General features: G+C 45.4%; 3 protein-coding genes. All 3 read left to right on the top strand.

Translation table 11 applies throughout. From position 1 onward, the window contains the following. Positions 1–194 precede the first annotated feature (194 nt). Entirely contained in the window at positions 195–4,169 is a 3,975-nt protein-coding gene (locus tag ACFIK3_RS08955) for a hypothetical protein (protein WP_375676579.1), read from the top strand. Positions 4,170–4,178: 9 nt separating this feature from the next. Further along, positions 4,179–4,508, top strand: a complete 330-nt coding sequence (locus ACFIK3_RS08950; protein WP_375652115.1) for a hypothetical protein — start codon at positions 4,179–4,181, stop codon at positions 4,506–4,508. A 63-nt stretch (positions 4,509–4,571) separates the two neighbouring features. Next, a partial coding sequence (locus ACFIK3_RS08945) for a lysozyme (RefSeq protein ID WP_375676580.1) occupies positions 4,572–4,714 on the top strand: 143 nt, incomplete at its 3' end.

The following is a 4,714-nucleotide window of genomic DNA, read 5'->3' as shown; positions in this document are numbered from 1 at the left end:
GTTTTGTATTCGGGGGAAGTATTTGTACATGCGCCGCTTAATGGCGTTTTTGATTTACTGAAAGCAGCTTTGAAAACAGAGCTTAATGGTTCACTGAAAGATTTAGAGAAGCGCTTAGAGGCATTAAGAGAAGAGCTTGAAGATTTGAAAGAGTGTTCATTGGATGAAGCCCTCTGAATGAAGGAATAAAGCAGATGAAGATACCCGATCATGAACATGAATATTTGATACCTGTCGCGACGAGAGAAGAAATGATAGCAGGAACTTCTCAAGACAGTGTTGTTGTTCCGAAGCTTTTAGGGACGGCATCTTTGTATTCGTATGAAACCTTTGCGCCGTTAGAGCAGGTTGTTAATGCAAGGCAAGAAGCAGAAAAAGCCATGGCGCGTGCGAATGGGGCGCAACAAACAGCAGATCAAGCGAAAACTATAGCAGATACAGCAGCGAGTTCAGTTACTGTAGCTTCTGAAGCCAAGACGACAGCAGAGACAGCTTTAGAGCAGGCAAATACGGCATTAACAGTATCCAATGCCGCCAAGACAACAGCAGAGGTATCGAAAACCTCTTCAGAAGATGCCAAGATGAAGTCAGAAGCGGCTGAGAGGTTAGCGCAAGAAGCCAAGCGTATTGCGGATGATACTAAAGGTGCAGCCGATAGAGTGGCGACAACGGTCACGGAAAGCTCTCAAAGAGTGACACAAGTTCAAAGCACAGTAGAGACAGCTTTGACAGAGGCAAGAGAAGCCAAGGCAACGGCAGGAGATGCAAAAACACTTTCCGAACAAACCAAGAGCGCTTTTGATGATGCCAAGCAGGTGATGGGCGAGGTGAAGAATGTTGCAGAAACAGCAGCAACGAACAGTGGGCAAGCTCTCACGACAGCTTCTGAAGCCAAGATGACAGCTGATAGAGCCTCTTCGGTAGCCGGTGATGCAAAAGAAACGGCGTCTAAAGCCTTGTCGGTAGCTCATGGTCTTAAGCAATCGGTTGATCATGTCAAGAATACAGCTGAGGGAGCCAAAAGGACAGCAGAAGGAGTAGAGCAGAGGGCTTTAACAATAGAAGACGTTGCTACACAAGCCAAGACTAAAGCTGGTGAAGCCAAACAATTGGTTGAAGAAGTTAAGACGACAGCGCATTTAGCAGAAACGTTAGCGAATAATGCAAAGCAGTTAGCGGATAGTGCAAAAGACACAGCGGTGGAAGCGAAGAATAAAGCAGAGGATGCTCATGTCCTATCGCAAGAAGCTAAGAGCACAGCAGAGACGGCAGAAGAGAAAGCCGCAAGAGCCGAAAAGAAGGCAGATGATGCGACAGTTACAGCTTCTGAAGCCAAGACTATGGTGCAAGAAGCAAAACAGGCGTTAGAGACATCAACAGCGCAACAAGATGCTTCAGAAGCACTGTCTCAAGCCGCTGAAGCGAAGAAAGTAGCAGATCAGGCAGCAACGTTAGCCAATGAAAGTAAAACGACAGCTGTTGAGGCAAAAGGTTTAGTGGAGGAAGTAAAACAATCGGTAGCGACAGCGACAGCAACAGCAGAAAGCGTAGCTAAGGAAGCTAAAGTAGCATCAGAAAGCGCTGTTAGGGTGGCGAATACAGCGAGGACCACAGCAGAAGAAGCCAAGAGTGCAGCGGATAGTGCAACAGCAACGGCTCATCAAGCTCAACAGAATGCAGAGGAGGCTACAAAATTAGCTTCTGAAGCGAAAGCGGTAGCAGAGTCTGCGGCGCGTTCAGGAGAGACGGCAGGGCAGGTTGATGCAGAAGCGTTGAAGGGTATAGCTACAGCAGCAAAGAGTAAAGCGGAAGCAGCAGAGAAGGTAGCAGAAGAAACGAAAGGTGCTTTGGATGGTCTAAAACAATTAGCCAATAGTGCGAAGTCGACAGCGGACGAGGCAAAGAAGGTAGCTGATGGTGCACAAAAGAAGGCATCACAGGTAGAGACAGTAGCGGGTGAAGCTGAAAAGATAGCGAAAGAAGCCAAACAGACAGCTGGTTATGCTAACCATGAGGCGGCACAAGCGCGTAGTCAGGCAGAAAAGGCAGAAAAAACAGCAAATGAAGCGTGGAGTAAAGCTTACGACGCGAATGAAACAGCAGATAATGCTAAGACTATAGCAAGTTTAGCACGGATGTACTCAGATGAAGCCAAGAAAAAAGCTGAGACAGCAGATTCACAAACCTATCAAGCCAAGAGCGAAGCCGAAAAAGCCAAGGAAGTAGCCAATAACGCTAAGACTATAGCAAGTTTAGCAGAAACGGCAGGCGAAGAAGCCAAGAAAATAGCGGAGGCATCTCAAAGCAAAGCGTATGAAGCAAAAGATGAAGCCGAAAAAGCTAAGGAAATAGCCAATAGTGCAAAATATGCAGCAGGAGAGGCGCAGAAGGCAGCTGAAACAGCGGGTAAAAAAGCCGCGTCTTTAGAAGCAGCCGCAGAAGAAGCCGAAAAAATAGCTAAAGAAGCTAAACAGACAGCTGGTTATGCCAAGCATGATGCGGAGCAAGCGCGTAGTGAGGTGGAAAAGGTAAAAAGCACAGCGAATGAAGCGTGGAGTAAAGCTTACGACGCGAATGAAGCAGCCAATAACGCTAAGACTATAGCAAGATTAGCAGAAATGGCAGGCGAAGAAGCCAAGAAAATAGCGGAGAAAGCCGATGACCGAGCGTATGAAGCCAAGAATGAAGTAGAAAAAGCCAAGGAAATAGCTAGTAATGCAAAATATATAGCAGGAGAGGCACAGAGGGCAGCCGAAACAGCGGGTAAGAAAGCCGCGTCTTTAGAGGAAGAAGCGGAAGAGGCACAAAAAATAGCCAAGGAAGCCAAGGAGTCTGCTGGTTATGCAAGACATGACGCGGAGCAAGCGCGTAGTCAGGCAGAAAAGGCAGAAAAAACAGCAAATGAAGCGTGGAGTAAAGCTTACGACGCGAATGAAACAGCAGATAATGCTAAGACTATAGCAAGTTTAGCACGGATGTACTCAGATGAAGCCAAGAAAAAAGCCGAGTCGGCAGATTCACAAGCCTATCAAGCCAAGAGCGAAGCCGAAAAAGCCAAGGAAGTAGCTGATAGAGCGAAAAGGACAGCAGAAGAAGCTAAAACAACAGCCGATACGACGAAACAAGAGCTTGGAGGTATCAAGAGTTCCCTAGCAACGGCAACAACAGCCCATACAGTAGCCTCACAGGCAAAAGTGCTAGGGGAAGAGGTAAACAATTTACTGAAACAGTCCAATTTAACGGTTCTTTCAATTTCCACACCGTTTCTTGTTGCGAAAGGCAAAGCGGAATTAACCTTGAAAAAAGGAACACGCATAACCTTGGCATTAGGCAATGATATTTTAGTTGCAAGTTATACGGCAGATACAAGAATAAGCGTTCCTCCTCTTTCGGTGGGCAAAGATTATTATGTTTATTTGGTTTCTGATGGAGGACAGTCTCATAAACTTGTTTTATCAGAAAACTCTACGTATCCAAGGAATTACACAGTGAGTAATTCACGAAAGATAGGAGGGTTTCATACGCTCTGTGCGGATGTTGGTACGATTTCCGGTCACCCATTGTCTGGTTATAGAGCAGGGGATATTTTACCCAATTCAGTTTGGTGTCTCAATCACCGCCCGCATAGTTCACCAGAAGGAATGGTTTATGACCCCTCTACAGATCTTTGGGTTGATATTTATCTTCAGTCAGGGACGGGTCACAATACCCGCTCGGCGTATAATGTTCCTATTACGACGAACCGTCTACAAACAGATCACATATCCGATATGCTGCGTGTTAGGAAGGCTTTGCTCAATAATACAGAATTTGCCTCCGCGATGTATGGAAGCAATGAAGGTGGTGGGATTCAAGGCAAAAAAGCACCTTCACCAAAACATTCTGGAGGTTATAAGAATACGGCAAATATACGGATGGTTTCGCATATCGGTTGTGAAGATGGTTGCGGTTATGTTTGGCAATTTGTGAAAGATGTTTGTTTCATGCAAACGGTAACTGGAACCTCACCAAATGTACAGTTTAAAAAAGATATGTATGCATTGTTGGCTGGTGGAGACTGGTCAGATACTACGAATATCAATCCACATCTGCGTGCAATCATTATACGGAATGCCATTTATGAATCGGCTGGCGCCCGTGGCTGTAGTTATCCACGGCATTTTATTTAGGAGGGGTAGATGATAGATTATCCAGAGCATTTAAATAGCAAAGAAGATTATATGAATATGCTTTCCTTTGATAAGGCTGAAACCGTAAGGAGGTTAGAGGTTCTTTTAGAGACGCGTTTTTATTGGGTTTTAGTCAAGGAGTTAAGTGAAGGAGAAGAGGGGATTGAAGATGACACGCATAAGGTTTGTCTAACAACAACCATGCCGTTTGATTCAAATGGTGATTTTGTAGAAAAGCGTTGTCAGTATGAATTACAGGAAAGCGAATATGCGCCGCTTTTTCAACTTGGCTTTCGTGTTGAAGAAGTCGAGCAGCTGATCAAAGAGCATAGCCAATAGAGATCATAAGAAAACATTTTTATGCCGCCCCACTTTTGTGGGGCTTTTTTTATGGAGCGTCAGATGAGAAAGATATCGAAAGAAGGATTAGAGCTTATCAAACAATGGGAAGGTTTACGTTTAGAGGCTTATCGAGATACGGCATGTGTCTGGACGATTGGTTATGGCCACACCAGCAATGCGGGTCACCCCCTTGTCAAAAAAGG

This window comes from Bartonella sp. CB10SXKL, assembly GCF_042195515.1.
Classification (GTDB): domain Bacteria; phylum Pseudomonadota; class Alphaproteobacteria; order Rhizobiales; family Rhizobiaceae; genus Bartonella.
Note: the sequence above shows the minus strand (reverse complement) of the source record. Positions and strands in the feature narration are given on the sequence as shown.